Genomic DNA, 18,536 nt, shown 5'->3' with positions numbered 1-18,536 from the left:
ATGGTACTGAGATTCTGGATTCCCGCCTGCGCGGGAATGACGACTATTTCAGAGTTTCCTTAGGCCCTTTACTGAGTCGTATCGACTCAAGGGCACCGACGAAGGCGCTATTATGCCCGCTTTGCCCCGAGCGCGGACAGGCGGTCCGTCGGGCCTGTGCGAGGACATTGGATGAAACCCTGGTTGACCCTGGTCGGCATCGGCGAAGACGGCTATCCCGGCCTGGGCAAGGCCGCGCGCCGCGCACTGTTGGCGGCCACGCGTATTGTCGGTGCACCGCGCCAGCTGGCGCTGTTGCCACCGTGTATCACGGGCGAGCGGGAAACCTGGCCGAGCCCCTTCGACCTGCAACCGCTGCTGGCGAAGCGTGGCGAGGCGGTGTGTGTGCTGGCCAGTGGCGACCCGATGTTCTACGGCGTCGGCGCCAGCTTGGCACGCCAGGTGCCGGCCGACGAGTTGCAGGTATTGCCGGCGCCGTCCTCGGTGTCGCTGGCGGCGGCGCGCCTGGGCTGGCCGTTGCAGGAGGCTGAGGTGGTCTCCCTGGTCGGCCGGCCGCTGGCCACGCTCAATGCCCGGCTATATCCCGGTACGCGCCTGCTGGTGTTGAGCGCCGATGGTGACACCCCTGCGCAGGTCGCCGAAGCCTTGTGCGCACGTGGTTTCGGCGCCAGCTGCCTGACCCTGCTGGAACACCTTGGCGGGCCTGACGAGCGCCGTATCGAGGGCCTGGCCGCGAGCTGGAACCTGCCACGCGGTGCCGATCTCAATCTGCTGGCCGTGGCGTGCCTGGCCGACGCCGGCGCGCAACTGCTGCCACCGACCTGCGGCCTGCCGGACGACGCCTACCGCCACGACGGGCAACTGACCAAGCGCGACGTGCGCGCGGTCACCCTGGCGCGGCTGGCGCCGCTGCCTGGCGAGTTGCTGTGGGATGTCGGCGCCGGTTGCGGCTCCATCGGCATCGAATGGATGCGCGCGCATCCGGCCTGCCGGGCCATCGCCATCGAGGCGGACGAAGGGCGTCAGGCGCATATCCGCCAGAACCGCGATACTCTCGGCGTGCCCGGCCTGCAACTGGTCGCTGGACATGCGCCCGAAGCACTGGATGGACTGCCGGCGCCGGATGCGATCTTCATCGGCGGCGGCGTCACAGTGCCAGGCGTGCTCGATGATTGTTGGGCCGCGCTCAAGCCGGGCGGGCGTCTGCTGGCCAATGCCGTGACTATCCAGAGTGAGGCGGCCCTGGTCGCCTTCCGTGAACAGCATGGCGGTGAACTGCTGCGTCTGACCGTGGCCCAGGCACAGCCGCTGGGCGGCTTCGACACCTGGCGCGCGGCGTTGCCGATTACCCTGCTGATGGTGCGCAAGCCGTGAGCGCGCGACTCCTGCTGCTCGGTGGCACTACCGAAGCGCTGCGTCTGGCGCGTCGGCTGGGCCCGGAGACGGTGTACAGCCTGGCAGGTCTGGGCCGGGTGCCGGACGACCTGGCCTGCCGCGTGCGCGTCGGCGGCTTCGGTGGCGCCGAGGGCCTGGCAGCTTTTATCGCCAGTGAAGGCATCGAGCTGCTGCTGGATTTGACCCATCCGTACGCTGCGCAGATCAGCCACAACGCGGCTCGCGCCGCAGAAATCGCAGACGTGCCGTGCTGGGCATTGCGTCGCCCTGGCTGGCAGCCAGGCGCGGATGACGACTGGCGCGAAGTGGACGGTTGGGATGAGCTGACCCGCGCGCTGGCGCCGTTCGAGCGGCCGTTCTTCACCTCCGGGCGCGAACCACTGACGCACCTGCATGAAATTCCTGAGCACCAGCACTGGACGGTGCGCTGCCTGCAGGCCGAGCCGGCGCCGCCGCGCGCCGAGATCATAGGTGCACGTGGACCGTTCTCGCTGGACGAGGAGCGCGCCCTGTTCGCCCGCCTGCGTTGCGACGTGCTGATCAGCAAGAACAGCGGCAGCGCGTCCACCGAGCCGAAGTTGCAAGTTGCCCGTGAGCTTGGATTGCCGGTGCTGCTGTTGCGTCGCCCGCAGTTGCCGGCGGTAACGCGTGAGTTCGCGGAGTTGGACGCTCTGTACGAGGCGCTGTCCCTGTAGGGCGGGTGAAACCCGCCAACGCCGGTCTGGCGGGGTGCACCCGCCCTACGCTTGCCGTTGCGCTGCTAGACTGCCGGCCCTTTTGGAGACTGTCATGAGCCAAGCCCCTTACGCGCGCATCCTGTTCATCGGCCCCGGCCTGGGGCGTGGTGCATCGTCCGAGCGTCTGCAACAGCGTATCGAAACGCTGCTGGGTGAAGCGCATCTGCATGACACGGAACAGGACGGCTTCTGGCAGGCCATCATCGAGGCGCCACGCCCGTTGCTGGTGGTCGATCTGGAGCCACGCGCCGATGCCGCGCACCGCGACTGGCTGCGCGAGTGCATCGCCGAACGCGGTAACGGGAGCGAGGTATTCGTGGTTTGCAGCGCCATGGAAGATGCCTGGCTCGATGGCCTGGGCGCGTTGCTCGAACGCCGTGAAGCGCATATCCCCTGCAGCGACGTGCCAGGCGTGCCGGAACACCACGCCTGGTCGCAGATTCCCCCGCATGCGCAGCGCCTGCTGCTGTGCAACGGCCCGCGCTGCACGCGCAAGGGCGCGCTGGGCCTGTGGAAAACCTTGCGCCAGCGGCTCAAGGCCGCCGGCAAGCTGGAGTGCGAGGGCGGCGTGCATATCACCCGCAGCCAGTGCCAGTTTCCCTGTGACCTGGGGCCGACCGCGAGCCTTTATCCACAGGGCGAGTGGTACGGCATCAAGGACGAGGCGGCGGTGATCCGTCTGGTCGACGAGCGCCTGGTGGCGGGTAGGGCGTTGCCGGAGTTGCGTATCGATGAGCAGGGCGGCAACTAGTCGCCATGGTGGACAAGCTGCGCGTTGTCCACTCTACGCCTGAGTCCAACTCCCAATTGCCCGCGCCTTGACTTGAGCGGGTGTGGGTGGTCATATCCGCCCCGCTTCAGGTGTCTCACGCCGCCGCGCGTGAGGTGAAACGGGAAGTCGGTTGAAGTCCGACGCTGCCCCCGCAACGGTAAGCGAGCGACCGCATCGATACGCCACTGTGCGCCCCGCGCATGGGAAGGCGATGCGTTCATGACCCTCGCGAGCCCGGAGACCGGCCTGGAGTCGTTTGTGTCTGGCAACCCGCGGTGGGCGGGCGTTGACTCCAGTAAGGCGCCGCCGTGCCCCTGTCTGCTGTTGCGCATTTCCATCGGATTGCCGTGCCTTTTCTCTTTGCGATGGAAGCAATATGGCGCGCTATCCCCTGTTCCAAACCTGTGCATCGTTCGCGTTGCTATTGGCTGCTTCGGCCATGGCCAGCGCCTCTCCAGTCGATCTGCCTGACGTCACCGTCCAGGCGCACGCTGCCGAGGAAGGCGAGAGCGATCTGCATACACCTACTACGTCCGGCTCGCGCCTGGAGCTGTCGGCGCTGCAAACGCCGGCCAGCACCACCAGCCTCAGCGGCGCCGAAGTGCGTGGGCGCAACAATCTGACGGTGCAGGACGCCGTGACCCGCATGCCGGGCATCAGCAGCATCGGCACCCCAGGTAATGGCGGCACTGCGCTGTCGGCGCGCGGCTTCACTGGCCATTCGGCGACCATGCAGCTGTACGATGGCACCCGCCAGTACGTCGGCGCCGGCACCGTGACCTTCCCGGTGGATACCTGGTCGGTGGAGCGCATCGACGTGCTGCGCGGCCCGGCGTCGGTGCTCTATGGCGAAGGTGCAACCGGCGCGGTGATCAACGTGGTGCCGAAGAAGCCCTTCGCGGGTGACATCCGTAACCACCTGCGCCTCGGCTATGGCAGCGATGACCGCCGCCAGGCCGCGTTGGACAGCGGCGGCTCGCTGAGCGAAGCCCTGAGCTACCGCTTCAACCTCAACCAGCAGGCCAGCAATGGCTGGGTCGACCGCGGTGATTCCGAGAGCCTGGCGCTGAGCGCCGCGCTGCGCTGGGATGCCAGCGACGACCTGAGCTTCACCCTGTCCCACGACCACGGCGACCAGAGCCCCGAGCGCTACTTCGGCACCCCGCTGGTGGCTGGCAAGTACCGCGAGCGCATTCGTGATCGCAACTACAACGTCGCCAATGCCGACATTCGCTACAACGACCAGATTACCCGGCTGACCACCGACTGGCGCATCAACGATGCGTTGAGTGCCAGCAACCAGCTCTACTACATCAAGACCCAGCGCTACTGGCGCAACGCCGAGACCTACCGTTGGCAACCGGACGACCTGATCAACCGCAGCAGCTTCTACGAGATCAAGCACACCCAGGAACAGGTCGGCGACCGCCAGAGTTTCACCCTGGATCACAGTCTGTTCGGCCTCGACAGCCGCACCGTGGTGGGCGTGGATTACAACCGCATCCACTTCGCCCGCCAGCACGATTTCGACAGCAGCTTCAGCGACACTGTCCCGCCTGCCGGCTCCGGTGGCGGTCAGTACCAGAGCAATGATCCACGCGGTTATGCCCCACGCGAGCGCAACCTGGCGCGGCAGTTCTCGCTGTTCGCCGAGAACCGCACCCAGCTGACCGAGCGCCTGTCGCTGGTCACTGGAGTACGGCGTGATCAGGTGCATATCCAGCGTGACGATCTGCTCAGCGATAGCAGCGTCGACCGCAGCTTGAGTGGCGGCAACTGGCGCGCCGGCCTGGTCTTCGCCCTGACGCCCGACCTCTCGCTGTACGGCCAGTACGCCACCAGTACCGAAGGGGTGAACAACCTGCTGACCCTCAGCCCGAGCCAGCAGCAGTTCGACCTGAGCGAAGCCAGGCAGAGCGAAATCGGCCTCAAGCAGCTGTTCTGGAATGGCCAGGGCGAATGGACGCTGGCCGCCTACCACATCGTCAAGAAGAAGCTGCTCAGCCGCGAAACCCCGGCTTCGCCCACCGAGCAGATCGGTCAGCAGTCCTCTGACGGCCTGGAAGCCACGCTGGAGCTGGCCCTGGGTCGCGGCTGGCAGGTGTCGGCCAACGCCGCATTCGTGCGCGCCGAATACGACGACTTCGTCGAAGGCGCTGGCGACCGCAGCGGCAATCGGCCGAGCAACGTGCCGCGGCGCACCGCCAACCTCTGGCTGAACAAGGCGCTCGGCAGTGGGGTGGATATTGGCATGGGCGCGCGTTACGTCGACGCCCGCTACGCCGATGCGGCCAACCAGATCGAGGTGCCCGGCTACACCCTGGTCGACGCCACTCTCGCCTGGCAGGCGCTGCCGGACGTGCGCCTGGGCCTGGAGCTGAACAACCTGTTCGACCGCCAGTACACCACTACCGCCAGCAGTGCTGGCGAGCAATGGTACCTGGGCGCGCCGCGTTCGTTGTTCGTCACTGCGGACTACAGCTTCTGATGCCGCGCCTGCGCATTCGCGAGCTGGCCTGGTCGCCCGACGGCCAGCGTCCGCTGCTCGACGGCATCGACCTGGAGGTCGGCGACGGCGAGCTGCTGGGGCTGATTGGCCCCAATGGCAGCGGCAAGACCAGCCTGCTGCGCTGCGCCTACCGCTTCCAGCGGCCCAGTGCCGGTAGCGTCGAACTGGACGGCGAGGCGCTGTGGCAGCGCTCGCCGCGCTGGAGTGCGCAGCGTGTGGCGGTGGTGCTGCAGGAGTTTCCCCAGGACTTCGGCCTGCGTGTGGAGGAGGTGGCGGCCATGGGTCGCACGCCGCACAAGGGCCTGTTCGATGGCGACGATGCCGAGGATCGCCGTCTGATCGACGAGGCGCTGACACGCGTTGGCCTCGGTGGCCTGGCGCAACAGCCGTTCGCGCGACTGTCCGGTGGCGAGAAACAACGCGCGCTGTTGGCCCGCGCCTTGGTACAGCAGCCGCAGTTGTTGATCCTCGACGAGCCGACCAACCACCTTGACCCGCGTTACCAGCTGGAACTGCTGCGGCAGATCAAGGCGCTGGGCCTGGCGACCCTGGCCAGCTTCCACGACCTCAACCTGGCGGCGGCCTTCTGCGACCGCCTCTGTGTGCTGGATGAGGGCCGCCTGGTGGCCGCCGGTCCACCCGCCGAGGTGCTGAGCGCCGAGCTGCTGCAGCAGGTGTTCGGCGTGCAGGCGTTGGTCGATACCCATCCACTGGCGGGTTATCCGCGCATTACCTGGATCGTTTGATGAAGCGTTTACGCACGGTTGCATCTGTAGGAGCGTTTTTGCTGGCGTTGGCCAGCCCCGCCTGGGCCGTCACCGTCACCAGTTGCGACCGCCAGGTGAGCATCGAGCAGCCACCGCAGCGGGCGGTCAGCCACGACATCACCCTGACCGCCATGCTCCTGGCCTTGGGCCTGAAAGAACGCATGGTCGGCTATAGCGGCGTCAGCGGCTGGAAGACGCCGACCCCCGAGCTGCAAGCCGATCTGGATGATCTGCCCGAGCTGGCGGCGCGCTATCCGTCGCTGGAGAACCTGCTCGATGCTGGCGCTGACTTCTTCTTCGCCGGCTGGAACTACGGCATGCGCATCGGCGGCGAGGTCACCCCGGCCAGCCTGGAGCGCTTCGGCATTCCGGTGTACGAACTCAGCGAGTCCTGCGCGCACGTCACGCCCGGCCGCGTCGCCAGCCTCGACGATGTTTACAACGACCTGCGCAACCTCGGCCGCATCTTCGCCGTCGAGGCGCGTGCCGATGACCTGGTGCACGGCATGCAGGCGCGTGTGGCGGCAGTCGACGCGCGCCTGGGCCAGCAGCCTACACGGCCGCGGGTGTTCGTCTACGACAGCGGTGAAGACGTGCCTTTCAGCGCCGGGCGCCTGGGCATGCCGCAACCGCTGATCGAGGCGGCCGGCGGGCGCAACGTGATGGACGGGGTGGCGGCCAACTGGATGAAGGTTGGCTGGGAGTCGGTGGTCGAGCAGGACCCGGAGCTGATCCTGATCGTCGATTACGGCGAGCGCACGGCGGCGCAGAAGCGCGATTTCCTCCTGCAACATCCGGCGCTGCAAGGCGTGACGGCGATCCGCGAAGAACGCTTCGTGGTGCTGTCCTACCTGGCCGTCACGCCGAGCCTGGAGAACGCGACGGCCATCGAGACCCTGGAGGCGGCGCTGCACCCCGAGGTCTTCGCCCAGTGAGTCGATTTCGTCTGTTGCTGCTCGGTTTGGGTGTACTGCTGGCGCTGTCCTGCGCGGTCTCGTTGGGTTTCGGCGCGGCGCAGGTGCCGCTCGAGCGGGTGCTGGCGATCCTCGGCCAGCACCTGTTCGGCATCGTGCCCGATGCAGCGGTGAGCCTTGGCCAGGACAGTATCGTCTGGCAACTGCGCGCACCGCGGGTGCTGCTTGGCGCGCTGGTGGGCGCCGGGCTGGCGCTGGTGGGCACGGCGCTGCAGGCGGTGACGCGCAACCCGCTGGCCGATCCGCACCTGCTCGGGGTCAGTTCCGGCGCAGCCTTCGGCGCGGTGCTCGTGGTGCTCTACCTGGGCGAATTCGCCGGCCTGCTCAGCCTGCCGCTGGCGGCCTTCGCCGGTGCGCTGGCGAGCATGCTGCTGGTGCTGGCTATCGCCAGTCGCAGTGGGCGGCTGGAGAGTGATCGCCTGCTGTTGGCCGGAGTGGCGGTGTCGTTCGTGATGATGGCGGCGAGCAATCTGCTGCTGTACCTGGGCAACCCACACGCGGCCAGCTCGGTGCTGTTCTGGATGCTCGGCGGCCTCGGTCTGGCGCGCTGGGAGCTGCTCTGGTTGCCAGCGCTGTGCCTGGCGTTGGCGTTGGCTGTACTGCTCGGCCTGGGCCGCGCGCTGAACGCGCTGATGGCCGGCGAGCAGAGTGCGGTGAGCCTGGGCCTGGAACCGCGCCGCGTGCGCCTTTTGGTGTTCGTGGTGGCCTCATTGCTCACCGGCGTGCTGGTGTCGCTGTCCGGCGCCATTGGTTTCGTCGGCCTGATGCTGCCGCACGTGGCGCGTTTTCTGGTCGGCGCCGAGCATCGCCGCGTGCTGCCGGTGGCGGCGCTGCTCGGAGCACTGTTCCTTGTCTGGGTCGATGTCGCCGCGCGTACCTGGCTGGCGCCGCAGGATCTGCCCATCGGCATCGTCACCGCTGCCATCGGCGGAGTGTTTTTCCTGGCGATGCTGCAGCGCCGTTAGTGCTGGCCCGATGCAGTAAGATGCAGCTCGTCTTCTATCAGTCGAGCCGCCCATGCCCTTGCCGCAGCGCCCCCGCTATCGCTACCGCGTCCTGCTCACCGTTCTGGTGATTGCCGCCGGCTTGCTGGTGAGCCTGTGGCTGGGCGGTCGTTATGCCGAGCAGCGGGCCTGGGACGAGCGCAGCGTCGAGGCGCGCGGGCAGTTGCAGCTTTATGCCCAATCCATTCGCACCCTGGTCGAACGTTTCAGCTCGGTGCCCGAGGTGCTGGCGTTGGACAGTGACATCCGCAGCCTGCTGCGCGCGCCACATGATCGCCAGTTACGGCTGGCCCTGAACCAGCGCCTGGAGCGCCTCAACGCCGCCGCTGGCTCCACCGTTCTGTATCTGCTCGATGCCCAGGGCGAAACCCTGGTGGCCAGCAACTGGCGTGACTGGAGCAGCTTCGTCGGCAACAACTACGCCTTCCGCCCGTACTTCCAGAACGCCGTGCGTGATGGCGGTGCGCGCTACTTCGCGGTGGGTGTGACCACCGGTATTCCCGGCTACTTCCTTTCCCATGTGGTGCGCGATGACAAGGGCGAGCTGCTCGGCGTGCTGGTGGTCAAGCTGGAGCTGGAAGACCTGCAGCGCGAATGGGTCGGCCAGCCGGGCGTGCTGCTGGTCGCCGACAGCTATCAGGTGGTGATCCTCAGCAACAAGCCGATCTGGCGCTTCCGCGCCTTGCAGCCACTCGACGAACAGGCGCGTGCCGAGCTCGTTGAGGTGCGCCGCTATGCCGAGCAGGCGCTGCAACCGCTGGCCCATCAGGTGCATCGGCAAATCGACAAGGATGCGGACTGGGCGCGGGTCGACGGCCCTGACGGCAATCGCGATTACCTCTGGCAGCGCCTGTACATGCCTGAAGAAGGCTGGACCTTGCACCTGCTCAGCGAGCCGATCGGCCTAGCCGACAGTATGCGCAGCTATCGCCTGGCGGCTGCCGGGGTGTGGATGACCTTCGCTTTTCTGTTGCTGTTCCTCTTCCAGCGGCGCAAGAACCAGCGCTTGCAGGCGGGCATCCGCGAGCGCCTGGAGCGTGAGGTGGCGCTGCGTACCGCCGAGCTGCGCGAGGCCCAGGATGGCCTGGTGCATGCCGCCAAGATGGCCGCGTTGGGGCAAATGTCGGCGGCCCTGGCGCACGAGATCAACCAGCCGCTGACCGCTTTGCAGATGCAGCTCGGCAGCCTACGCCTGCTGCTCGACAGTGGTCGGCCGGAAGCGGTGCGCGACGGTCTGCAGCGCATCGACGGCCTGCTGCAGCGCATGGCCGCGCTGACCGGCCACCTCAAGACCTTCGCCCGCAAGACGCCGGCCGGCCTCAGTGAGCGCCTGTGCCTCGGTGACGTGCTGGAGCAGGCCTTGCAGCTGCTGGCGCCGCGCATGCGCAACGAGCAGATCGAACTGCGCACGCAGATCGACGATGACGCCGAAGTGCTCGGTGATGCCATTCGCATCGAGCAGGTGATTCTCAACCTGCTGCACAACGCCCTCGATGCCATGGCCGAGAGCGAGCCGCGCGTTTTGCTGGTGCGCATCGCCCGCGAAGGCGACAGCTGCCTGCTCAGCGTCGAGGACAGTGGCGGCGGCATCGCCGAGGAAACCCTTGGTCGCGTGTTCGAACCCTTCTTCACCACCAAGCCGGTGGGGCAGGGGCTGGGGCTCGGGCTGGCGGTGTCCTACGGTATCGTGCGCGATCTCGGCGGTAGCCTGGAGGCGCACAACGGCGAGCTGGGGGCGGTCTTCACCTTGCGGCTGCCGGCTGCGCCGTAACCCGCCATTGGCGTCTCGCGGGAAGATTGCCCGGTGGGTTACGCGCCGCAGCACTGGATGGGTGTATTGAAGATAGTTGGTTCGCGGCGCTAACCCACCCTACACTGCGGCCGTTCTGAAGAGGAGGTGCCATGAGCGCTCAGGTCATAGTGGTCGACGACGAAGCGGCGATTCGCGAAGCGGTGCAGCAGTGGCTGGAACTGTCCGGGTTCGAGGTGCGCGCCTGCGCCAGTGCGAGCGAGGCCCTGGCCCTGGTCGACCGCGACTTCCCCGGTATTGTCGTCAGCGATGTGCGCATGCCCGGCAGTGACGGGCTGCAACTGCTCGACAAGCTGCTGCAGATCGACAGCGACCTGCCGGTGATCCTGGTGACCGGCCACGGCGACGTGCCCATGGCGGTGCAGGCACTGCGCCAGGGCGCCTATGACTTCATCGAGAAACCCTTCACCCCCGAGCGCCTGCTCGACAGCGTACGGCGTGCCTTGGACAAGCGCCGCCTGGTCTGCGAGAACCGCCAGCTACGCCAGCAGGTGGCCGACAAGGGCCGCATCGAAAGTCAGTTGATCGGCATTTCGCGGCCCATGGAAAACCTGCGCCGGCAGATCCTCGAACTCGCCGGCACCTCGGTCAACGTGTTGATCCGCGGCGAGACCGGTAGTGGCAAGGAGCTCGTGGCGCGCAGCCTGCACGACTTCAGCCCGCGCGCGCGCAAGGCTTTCGCCGCGCTCAACTGCGCGGCGATCCCCGAGAGCATCTTCGAAAGCGAGCTGTTCGGCCACGAGAGCGGTGCCTTCACCGGGGCCCAGGCCAAGCGCATCGGCCGCATCGAGCATGCCGACGGTGGCACCCTGTTTCTCGATGAGGTGGAGAGCCTGCCGCTGGCGCAACAGGTCAAGCTGCTGCGTGTACTGCAGGAAAAGACCCTCGAGCGCCTGGGTTCGAACAAGAGCATTCAGGTCGACCTGCGGGTGATCAGCGCGGCCAAGCCGGACTTGCTCGACGAGGTCAAGGCCGGTCGTTTCCGTGAGGATCTGGTGTACCGCCTGAACGTCGCCACCCTGCACATTCCGCCGCTGCGCGAGCGGCGTGAGGACATTCCGCTGCTGTTCGAGCATTTCGCCCACGAGGCCGCGCAACGTCATGGCCGCGAAGCGCCGCCGCTGGCGCCAAGCGAATTGGCGCGCCTGCTCGGGCATGACTGGCCGGGCAACGTGCGTGAGCTGATCAACGCCGCCGAGCGCCATGCGCTGGGGCTTTCCAGCCCACCGCCGGCCGAGCGCTTTGCCGGCCAGGCCCTGGCGCAGCAGATGGAGGCCTTCGAGGCGCAGTGCCTGCATAACGCCCTGCTGCAATGCCAGGGCAATATCGCCGCAGTGATGGAAATGCTGCAGCTGCCGCGGCGCACCCTCAACGAGAAAATGCAGCGACACGGCCTGGCGCGCGGCGATTACCTGCCGGGTGGTGAGGAATAAAGTACCGCTTGCCTGTGTAGGAGCCGGCTTGCCGGCGATCTTGGGCGGGTTGCTAACCTTGAGATGTTGTGAAAAGGCCACTTATCGTCACTCCCACGAAGTCGGGAGCCCTGTTGATTGGCAGATTCTGGGTGCCCGCCTGCGCGGGCATGACGGTTTACCTTGAACTGTGGGAGCCCCGCCCCGGGGCGAAGCTTTTATTTCGGGATGGCTGCAATTCGCCGCGAGGCGCGGCTCCTACAGGGCGCGTGACGCGATAAGCGGAATTTTGCCGACCCTGTCACGGATGTAGGCGATTTCCCGCTCAATGACCCGTCGGTCTCTATATAAAACCCCTCTATCTCGGGCGTTTCAGGCCCTGGCACGGCATCTGCTATGACAGTCACAGCCGTGCAGCATCTTGCCGACGCGGCGACCATAAAAACGACAAGAGGTCAGCCCATGAACTGCCATGCCCCTCGCGCCATGCCGCATTCGCTGCTTTGCATGGGCCGCTTCCCCACCGCGCCTGCCGCGGCTCTTGTCCAACGTTGCACCCTGCGCTGCTGATCGCGCACCGCCGATGCCGCCTCGGTGGCGTCGTCTAGAGTGAAACTCTGCATAAAGCCATAACAACGACGGAGATACTTCCATGCGACTGACCAAGAAAATCAGCCTGTTCGCCGCAGCCGCGGCCATCACTGCCAGCACCGCAGTGCTCGCTGCCCCGACCTTCATCAACGTGCTCACCGGCGGTACCAGCGGTGTGTACTACCCGATTGGCGTGGCCCTTTCGCAGCTGTACAGCAATGGCATCGAAGGCTCCAAGACCTCGGTCCAGGCGACCAAGGCGTCGGTGGAAAACCTCAACCTGCTGCAGGCCGGTCGCGGTGAGCTGGCCTTCGCTCTGGGTGACTCGGTCGCCGATGCCTGGAACGGCGTCGAAGACGCCGGCTTCAAGGCGCCGCTGAAGAAAATCCGCGCCATCGCCGGTACCTACCCGAACTACATCCAGATCGTTGCCAACGCTGAATCCGGCATCAAGACCCTGGAAGACCTCAAGGGCAAGCGCATCTCCGTCGGCGCACCGAAGTCCGGTACCGAGCTCAACGCCCGCGCCATCTTCGAAGCCGCTGGCCTGACCTACAAGGACATGGGCAAGGTCGAGTTCCTGCCGTACGCCGAGTCGGTCGAGCTGATCAAGAACCGTCAGCTGGACGCCACCCTGCAGTCCTCCGGTCTGGGTATGGCTGCCATTCGTGATCTGGCCTCGACCATGAAGATCAGCTTCGTCGCCATCCCGGCCGAAGTGACCGCGAAGATCGACAACGCCGCTTATGAGGCTGCCACCATTCCGGCCGGCACCTACGACGGTCAGGACGCTGACGTGCCCACCGTTGCCATCACCAACATCCTGGTCACTCATGAAGGCGTTTCCGACGAAGTCGCCTACCAGATGACCAAGCTGATGTTCGACAACCTCGGCCGTCTGGGCACCGCTCACTCCGCGGCTCAGGACATCAAGCTGGAAACCGCTACCAAGAACCTGCCGATCCCGCTGCACCCGGGTGCCGAGCGCTTCTACAAGGAAGCCGGCGCGCTGTAATGACGGCTCGGACCGTGGCGCCTGCGCCACGGTCCGGTCTTCACAGAATCGCGAATAAAACCGGCGCCCGTGGGCGGTAGGTTTTGTTGGCGACTCTGTCTCCGTATCGAAGTAGTCATGAGGTTTGCACTCCATGAGTGAACAAAACAACGGCCTGGCCGCCAGCCCGTCCGACTGGCCGAAGGCGCTCTTTGCCGTCGCCCTGCTGTTCTCCATCTTCCAGATCGTCACTGCGGCCTTTCACCCGGTGTCGACGCAAATTCTGCGTGCCGTGCACGTTGGCTTCCTGCTGCTGCTGGTGTTCATCAGCTTTCCGGCACTCGGCAAGGGCCGTCCGTGGCAACCGCTGGCCTGGCTGCTCGGCCTGGCCGGCATGGCCACGGCGATCTACCAGTGGTACTTCGAAGCGGACCTGATTCAACGTTCCGGTGACATGACCACCAGCGACATGATCGTCGGCCTGACCCTGATCGTGCTGGTGTTCGAAGCTGCGCGCCGCGTCATGGGTATCGCCCTGCCGATCATCTGCGCGCTGTTCCTTGCCTACGGCATGCTCGGCCAGTACCTGCCGGGCGACCTGATGCACCGTGGCTACGGGCTCGATCAGATCGTCAACCAGCTGTCGTTCGGCACCGAAGGTCTGTATGGCACGCCGACCTATGTGTCGGCCACCTACATCTTCCTGTTCATTCTGTTTGGCGCCTTCCTCGAGCAGGCCGGGATGATCAAGCTGTTCACCGATTTCGCCATGGGCCTGTTCGGCCACAAGGTCGGCGGCCCGGCCAAGGTATCGGTCGTGTCCTCGGCACTGATGGGCACCATCACCGGTTCCGGCGTGGCCAACGTGGTCACCACCGGCCAGTTCACCATCCCGCTGATGAAGCGCTTCGGTTACCGCCCGGCCTTCGCTGGTGGCGTCGAGGCGACCTCGTCGATGGGCAGCCAGATCATGCCGCCGATCATGGGCGCCGTGGCCTTCATCATGGCCGAGACCATCAACGTACCCTTCTTCGAAGTGGCAAAAGCCGCGCTGATCCCGGCGCTGCTGTACTTCGGTTCGGTGTTCTGGATGGTTCACCTGGAGGCCAAGCGCGCCAACCTGCGCGGTCTGCCCAAGGACGAATGCCCGAACCCGTGGAAGGCCGTACGTGAACGCTGGTTCCTGCTGATCCCGCTGTTCATCCTCATCTACCTGCTGTTCTCCGGCCGTACCCCACTGTTCTCAGGTACCGTCGGCTTGGCGCTGACCGCCATGGTCATCCTCGGTTCGGCGATCATCCTGCGTGTCTCGTCGAAGGCCATGCGCTTCGCCTTCTGGATCGCCCTTGGCGTGCTCTGCGCCGGCTTCTTCCAGCTGGGTATAGGCGTGGTGTTCGGCGTCATCGCGGCGTTGGTGGCAGTCTGCTGGTTCGTCAAAGGCGGCCGTGAAACCCTGACCCTGTGCCTGCACGCGCTGGTCGAAGGTGCGCGCCATGCCGTACCGGTGGGTATCGCCTGTGCCCTGGTCGGCGTGATCATCGGTGTGGTGTCGCTGACCGGGGTGGCCTCCACCTTCGCCGGCTACATCCTCGCCATTGGCCAGGACAACCTGTTCCTGTCGCTGGTGCTGACCATGCTCACCTGTCTGGTGCTGGGTATGGGCATTCCGACCATCCCCAACTACATCATCACCAGCTCGATCGCTGCGCCGGCACTGCTGGAGCTGGGTGTACCGCTGATCGTTTCGCACATGTTCGTCTTCTACTTCGGCATCATGGCCGATCTCACGCCGCCGGTAGCGCTGGCCTGCTTCGCCGCAGCGCCGATCGCCAAGGAGCGTGGTCTGAAGATCAGCTTCTGGGCGGTGCGCATCGCCATCGCTGGCTTCGTCGTGCCGTTCATGGCGGTCTACTCGCCCGCGCTGATGCTGCAGGGTGATAGCCTGCTGGCGACGCTTTACGTCGTGTTCAAGGCGATGCTGGCGATCGGTCTGCTCGGTGCGATCTTCACCGGTTACCTGCAGGCCAAACTGAGCTGGTGGGAGCGCCTGCTGGGCTTCGCCGCGGGTGCCAGCCTGATTCTCGCCACCCCGATCAGTGACGAAATCGGCTTCGCTCTCAGTGCCATCTTCATCGCTCAGCACTTCTGGCGCGCCCGTCGTGCCGAGGCGGCGACGGCGTGATCGGCCTGTGCCTGGGGTTGGCCGGCGCGGTGTGGGCAGAGTTGCCCACGCCGTCCTTCACCCTGGCCTGGACCCACACCATCGAGAAGATTCGCTGGGAAGAGGATTACCGCGTCACCGCCGAGGGCCTGGTTCTCGGCGAGGCGCGGGTCAAGGGTTCCGGCGCCGGAATGGAAATTCCCGACGGCGCTGAACTGCGCAATGGCAGCTGGCACTACCAGCGTCAGCTACCGCCTTTGCAACCCCTGCGAGTCGGGCGTACGCCTGAGGCCGGGGATTACCAACTGTGTTTCAACCAGCGTTGTCGCCCGATGAGCGACTGGCTCGGCCCGCCACAAGCGAGCCAGCCGGCGTTGGAACTCTGGAGCTGCGAGCTGAGCTCCCCCGCGGCTGACGCGGGTTAGGTCGATTATTCGACCCATGCTCCCGATGCCATAAGCGTTGGCTGAAAAGGAAGAGAACCCCCACATGGTGTGAGCCTGTGGGGGTTTTGTTCTTTATGCTGTCTAAGCTTTTTCAGACCATTGCACTGGAGCACCACCATGCGTCGTCACACTCGTTGCGCCTTGTTTCTCACCTTTGCTCTGGCCCCAGTACTGGCTAGCGCCGTAGAGCTGCAGCCCGGTGTCTGGGAGGTCAGCGCGCACAACATGCAAGTCGGCGGTCAGGCTATGCCGGGCATGGATCAGATCCTTGCGCAGATGCAGAACCTGCCGCCGGCGCAGCGCCAGATGATGGAAGGCATGATGGCCGAGCGCGGTGTGAAACTCGGGGCCGGTGGGGTGCAAATCTGCCTGACCGAAGAGCAGATCAAGTCGCAAGACATTCCCCTGCAGGACCCTAACTCCGGTTGTAACCAGCAGATCACCGAACGCAGCGGCAACCTGTGGAAATTCCGCTTCACCTGCCCGGATGCGCAAGGCGAGGGGGAAACCCGCTTCGTCAGCGACAAGGAGTTCACCACCCAGGTCAAAGGCACCTACAAGGGCCAGCCGAGCAGCATGGAGAGCCAAGCCCGCTGGATTGGGGCGGATTGCGCCACTCTCAAAGGAAACTGAGATACAGCTGGAGATGTAAACTATTCGTATTGACTTGGTGAGGCGCCTGCTGCGAGAATTTTGTCGCTAATTATTTGCATTTGCGATTGGCAAATATCTGCCAGGGAGGCATTCGGCTGCGAAGGGACTGCCAGCGGTTATCGACAGCGCATCAGGAGATCCTCCCTTGTTCAGCAGAAAAACCCACATGGCCGTGGCTATTGCGGCCGCCTGCAGTTTCAACCACGCCGTGGCCAGCGAGCAGGGGCAGCTCGAGCTCGATGCTCAGACCGTGGTCGGCGACAGTGCAGCGGCCGAGGTCGACAGCTACAAGTCCACGCCCAGCAGTGCTGCGACCAAGCTCGACCTGACCCCGCGGCAGACGCCGCAGTCGATTTCCACCCTGAGCAGCGCCCAGCTGCGCGACTTCAAGCTCACCAGCGTCAACGATGCGCTCAAGGCGGTGCCGGGCGTGCAGGTGCAGGAAGTCGAAACCGACCGCACCTACTACACCGCTCGCGGCTTCGACATCACCAACTTCCAGTACGACGGCATCGCCGTGCCCTTCGTCTACGGCAACGTCGAGGGTGATCTGGACACCGCCATGTATGAACGAGTGGAGGTGATTCGCGGCGCCAACGGCCTGATGTCCGGCACCGGCAACCCCTCGGCGACGGTCAATTTCGTTCGCAAGCGGCCCACGCTGGCACCGCAGGCGCGCGTCGATCTGACGGCCGGCTCCTGGGATAAGCGGCGTATCGATACCGACGTATCCGGTGCGCTGACCGATGCCGGCAACATCCGCGGCCGTGTGGTGTATGCCAACGAAAACAAGAACTCCTACCTCGACCGCTACTCGCGTGAGAAGAACGTGTTCCATGGTGTGCTGGAGTTCGACCTGGATGACCGCACTCTCTTCACCCTCGGCCACACACTGCAGACCAGCGACGCCAACTCGCCGATGTGGGGGGCGTTGCCGCTGGTCTATCAGGACGGTGGCAAGACCGACTATTCGCGCTCTACCAGCACCGCGACCGATTGGGCTTACTGGGACAATCAGGAAAACCGTACCTTTGCCGAGCTGGCGCACACCTTCGACAATGGCTGGCAGGCCAAGACAGTGGTCACCCGTGTCGAGAAGAAGAGCGATGGCTCGATGTTCTATGTCTACGGCACGCCGAACCGCCGGACGGGTGCAGGCCTGTATTCCTATCCGTCCGAATACAACGAAAAGAACAAGCAGCTGATTGTCGATCTGCAGGCCAGTGGCCCTTTCAATCTGGGCGGTCGTCAGCACGAAGCGGCCTTGGGCGGTAGCTGGTCGCGCTCCGAACTTGAGGATCTGTCCTGGTACGACTCCAGTACCGGCACCATGCTGCCGCCGCTGGAGCAGTGGACCGGCAATTATCCGAAGCCCCTCAACGACAACGGCAGCAACGGCAGTGACTTCACCGACCGCATGAAGAGCGTCTACGGCGCAGCACGTTGGAGCCTGACCGATGATTTGAGCCTGATCACTGGCGCGCGTGTGGTCGATGTGAAGAGCGACGGCACCAACTACGGCCTGGCCAAGTCGTCGAAGAACAGCGGCAAGGTCGTACCCTACGCTGGCATCGTTTACGACATCACCGATCAGTACTCGGTCTACGCCAGCTACACCGAGATCTTCACCCCGCAGACCAAGAACGATGTGAGTGGCTCGCGTCTGGCTCCCCTGGAGGGCGTGAACTACGAAGCCGGTATCAAGGGTGAACTGTTCGACGACAAGGTCAACGTATCCCTGGCTGTGTTCCGTACCGAGCAGGACAACTTCGCCGAGCAGGCCGGCATGAATGGTTCGGTGGCTTACTACCGCGCTATCGAAGGCCTGACCAGCGAAGGCTACGAGCTGGAGTTCTCTGGCGAACCGCTGGAGGGTCTGCAGCTCAGCGCCGGTTACACCTTTGTCGACATCACCAATGCCGATGGCTCACATGCGGTGACCTACTCGCCCAAGCACATGATCAAGACGGCTGCTACTTACCGCATCCCGGGTATGGAGAAGCTCAAGGTCGGCGCCGCCGTGCGTTGGCAGGACGATATCAAGATCGCCGTGCCACTGACGGCCGATGACGGTTTCACTTCGATTGGCACTGCCGACGCCAAGCAAAAGGCCTACGCCGTGGTCGACCTGATGGCCAGCTACGACATCGACCCGAACTGGAGCGTGTCGGCCAACCTCAACAACCTCACCGACGAGAAGTACCTGAACAGCCTGTACTGGACGCAGGCCTACTACGGTGCCCCACGTAACGTCAGCGCCACCCTGACCTGGAAATACTGACAGCCAGGGCCGCCCGTGTGGGCGGCCCT

Annotated in this window: 14 protein-coding genes and 1 riboswitch; all 14 genes read left to right on the top strand. The window is 65.1% G+C overall.

Annotated elements, in window-relative coordinates:
* Positions 1-171: 171 nt before the first annotated feature.
* Complete coding sequence (cbiE, locus tag AAEQ75_RS08180; RefSeq protein ID WP_343351542.1) at positions 172-1,374, top strand: precorrin-6y C5,15-methyltransferase (decarboxylating) subunit CbiE; 1,203 nt, start codon at positions 172-174, stop codon at positions 1,372-1,374.
* Complete coding sequence (locus tag AAEQ75_RS08175) at positions 1,371-2,090, top strand: cobalt-precorrin-6A reductase (protein WP_343351539.1); 720 nt, start codon at positions 1,371-1,373, stop codon at positions 2,088-2,090. Before cbiE ends, AAEQ75_RS08175 begins: the two co-directional genes overlap by 4 nt.
* 94 nt (positions 2,091-2,184) lie before the next feature.
* On the top strand, positions 2,185-2,883 hold the full coding sequence (locus AAEQ75_RS08170; RefSeq protein ID WP_343351537.1) for a (2Fe-2S) ferredoxin domain-containing protein: 699 nt from the start codon (positions 2,185-2,187) through the stop codon (positions 2,881-2,883).
* Positions 2,884-2,974: 91 nt separating this feature from the next.
* Positions 2,975-3,168, top strand: a riboswitch (cobalamin riboswitch).
* 112 nt (positions 3,169-3,280) lie between these two features.
* Positions 3,281-5,392 carry a TonB-dependent receptor gene (locus tag AAEQ75_RS08165; RefSeq protein ID WP_343351535.1) on the top strand — a complete coding sequence of 704 codons (2,112 nt, stop codon included), beginning with the start codon at positions 3,281-3,283 and terminating at the stop codon, positions 5,390-5,392.
* Positions 5,392-6,159 carry an ABC transporter ATP-binding protein gene (locus tag AAEQ75_RS08160; RefSeq protein ID WP_343351533.1) on the top strand — a complete coding sequence of 256 codons (768 nt, stop codon included), beginning with the start codon at positions 5,392-5,394 and terminating at the stop codon, positions 6,157-6,159. The genes AAEQ75_RS08165 and AAEQ75_RS08160 overlap by 1 nt, the downstream gene beginning before the upstream one ends.
* The gene (locus AAEQ75_RS08155; protein WP_343351531.1) at positions 6,159-7,115 is read left to right on the top strand and encodes an ABC transporter substrate-binding protein; all 957 of its coding nucleotides are present in this window, start codon (positions 6,159-6,161) and stop codon (positions 7,113-7,115) included. The genes AAEQ75_RS08160 and AAEQ75_RS08155 overlap by 1 nt, the downstream gene beginning before the upstream one ends.
* Entirely contained in the window at positions 7,112-8,119 is a 1,008-nt protein-coding gene (locus AAEQ75_RS08150; RefSeq protein WP_143505783.1) for a FecCD family ABC transporter permease, read from the top strand. The genes AAEQ75_RS08155 and AAEQ75_RS08150 overlap by 4 nt, the downstream gene beginning before the upstream one ends.
* 52 nt (positions 8,120-8,171) lie before the next feature.
* On the top strand, positions 8,172-9,929 hold the full coding sequence (locus AAEQ75_RS08145; RefSeq protein WP_343351528.1) for a sensor histidine kinase: 1,758 nt from the start codon (positions 8,172-8,174) through the stop codon (positions 9,927-9,929).
* A gap of 131 nt (positions 9,930-10,060) precedes the next feature.
* Complete coding sequence (locus AAEQ75_RS08140; RefSeq protein ID WP_343351526.1) at positions 10,061-11,401, top strand: sigma-54-dependent transcriptional regulator; 1,341 nt, start codon at positions 10,061-10,063, stop codon at positions 11,399-11,401.
* 631 nt (positions 11,402-12,032) lie between these two features.
* Positions 12,033-12,986: a TAXI family TRAP transporter solute-binding subunit gene (locus AAEQ75_RS08135; protein WP_179574943.1), complete on the top strand. Its 954-nt coding sequence runs from the start codon at positions 12,033-12,035 to the stop codon at positions 12,984-12,986.
* 133 nt (positions 12,987-13,119) lie between these two features.
* Positions 13,120-15,147 carry a TRAP transporter permease gene (locus AAEQ75_RS08130; protein WP_343351524.1) on the top strand — a complete coding sequence of 676 codons (2,028 nt, stop codon included), beginning with the start codon at positions 13,120-13,122 and terminating at the stop codon, positions 15,145-15,147.
* The gene (locus AAEQ75_RS08125) at positions 15,144-15,551 is read left to right on the top strand and encodes a DUF1850 domain-containing protein (RefSeq protein WP_179574941.1); all 408 of its coding nucleotides are present in this window, start codon (positions 15,144-15,146) and stop codon (positions 15,549-15,551) included. Before AAEQ75_RS08130 ends, AAEQ75_RS08125 begins: the two co-directional genes overlap by 4 nt.
* 138 nt (positions 15,552-15,689) lie before the next feature.
* The gene (locus AAEQ75_RS08120) at positions 15,690-16,205 is read left to right on the top strand and encodes a DUF3617 domain-containing protein (protein WP_179574940.1); all 516 of its coding nucleotides are present in this window, start codon (positions 15,690-15,692) and stop codon (positions 16,203-16,205) included.
* A gap of 166 nt (positions 16,206-16,371) precedes the next feature.
* On the top strand, positions 16,372-18,507 hold the full coding sequence (locus tag AAEQ75_RS08115) for a TonB-dependent siderophore receptor (RefSeq protein ID WP_343351521.1): 2,136 nt from the start codon (positions 16,372-16,374) through the stop codon (positions 18,505-18,507).
* Positions 18,508-18,536 lie beyond the last annotated feature (29 nt).

The sequence above is a fragment of the Pseudomonas sediminis genome (genome assembly GCF_039555755.1).
Lineage (GTDB): Bacteria > Pseudomonadota > Gammaproteobacteria > Pseudomonadales > Pseudomonadaceae > Aquipseudomonas > Aquipseudomonas mendocina_D.
The sequence above is the reverse complement of the archived record's forward strand: the minus strand, read 5'-3'. Positions and strand labels throughout refer to the sequence as shown.

What these genes read in the sequence shown, in the direction of transcription:
- AAEQ75_RS08135 (WP_179574943.1), top strand. Translation starts at nt 12,033, where the DNA reads ATGCGACTGACCAAGAAAATCAGCCTGTTCGCCGCAGCCGCGGCCATC.
- AAEQ75_RS08155 (WP_343351531.1), top strand. Translation starts at nt 6,159, where the DNA reads ATGAAGCGTTTACGCACGGTTGCATCTGTAGGAGCGTTTTTGCTGGCG.
- AAEQ75_RS08120 (WP_179574940.1), top strand. Translation starts at nt 15,690, where the DNA reads ATGCGTCGTCACACTCGTTGCGCCTTGTTTCTCACCTTTGCTCTGGCC.
- AAEQ75_RS08145 (WP_343351528.1), top strand. Translation starts at nt 8,172, where the DNA reads ATGCCCTTGCCGCAGCGCCCCCGCTATCGCTACCGCGTCCTGCTCACC.
- AAEQ75_RS08160 (WP_343351533.1), top strand. Translation starts at nt 5,392, where the DNA reads ATGCCGCGCCTGCGCATTCGCGAGCTGGCCTGGTCGCCCGACGGCCAG.
- AAEQ75_RS08165 (WP_343351535.1), top strand. Translation starts at nt 3,281, where the DNA reads ATGGCGCGCTATCCCCTGTTCCAAACCTGTGCATCGTTCGCGTTGCTA.
- AAEQ75_RS08130 (WP_343351524.1), top strand. Translation starts at nt 13,120, where the DNA reads ATGAGTGAACAAAACAACGGCCTGGCCGCCAGCCCGTCCGACTGGCCG.
- AAEQ75_RS08170 (WP_343351537.1), top strand. Translation starts at nt 2,185, where the DNA reads ATGAGCCAAGCCCCTTACGCGCGCATCCTGTTCATCGGCCCCGGCCTG.
- AAEQ75_RS08140 (WP_343351526.1), top strand. Translation starts at nt 10,061, where the DNA reads ATGAGCGCTCAGGTCATAGTGGTCGACGACGAAGCGGCGATTCGCGAA.
- cbiE (WP_343351542.1), top strand. Translation starts at nt 172, where the DNA reads ATGAAACCCTGGTTGACCCTGGTCGGCATCGGCGAAGACGGCTATCCC.